This window comes from Loktanella sp. DJP18 (assembly GCF_049310965.1).
Lineage (GTDB): Bacteria > Pseudomonadota > Alphaproteobacteria > Rhodobacterales > Rhodobacteraceae > Loktanella.
In genome coordinates this window covers 1-533 of sequence record NZ_JBMERN010000413.1, presented here as the reverse complement: position 1 = coordinate 533, position 533 = coordinate 1, and the positions used below count along the sequence as shown (strand labels likewise).

Here is a 533-nt window from a genome sequence, read left to right as displayed (position 1 = left end):
TGCGCCATCTTCAAGGCGAGCATCCTCTGGCCTTCCCTGATAATCGTATCCGCCGCACCCTGGAACGGCGGGTGCGGCAGTGGCGGGCGCTGAACGGTCCCGAGCGCGACATCATCTTCCGCCAGACACCCGATCCGGGATACATGGCCCAGTCCGACTTCACCCATGCCGAGGAACTGGAGGTGACAATCGCAGGCCAGCCGTTCCCGCATCTGCTCTACCACTTTGTCATGGTCTACAGCCGCTGGGAACATGTCGGCGTGGTCTTGGGCGGGGAGAGCTTCACGGCGCTGGCCGAGAACCTGCAGCAGGCCCTCTGGTCGCTGGGCGGTGCGCCCCAAAACCACCGCACCGACAGCCTCTCTGCGGCCTTCCGTAACCTGACCGCCGATCAGCGCGAGGATATGACCAAGCGATATGATGCCTTCGTCGGCCATTATGGTATGGACGCCAGCCGCAACAATCGCGGTGAGGCCCATGAGAACGGGGCGGTGGAATCCCAGAACCGGCATCTCAAGAAAGCCATCGAACAG

1 pseudogene is annotated in these 533 nt (G+C 62.9%); it reads left to right on the top strand.

Annotation, left to right across the window (positions count from 1 at the left end):
- Nucleotides 1–533, top strand: a pseudogene (locus tag ACOI1H_RS26205) (IS21 family transposase); the annotation flags it as partial.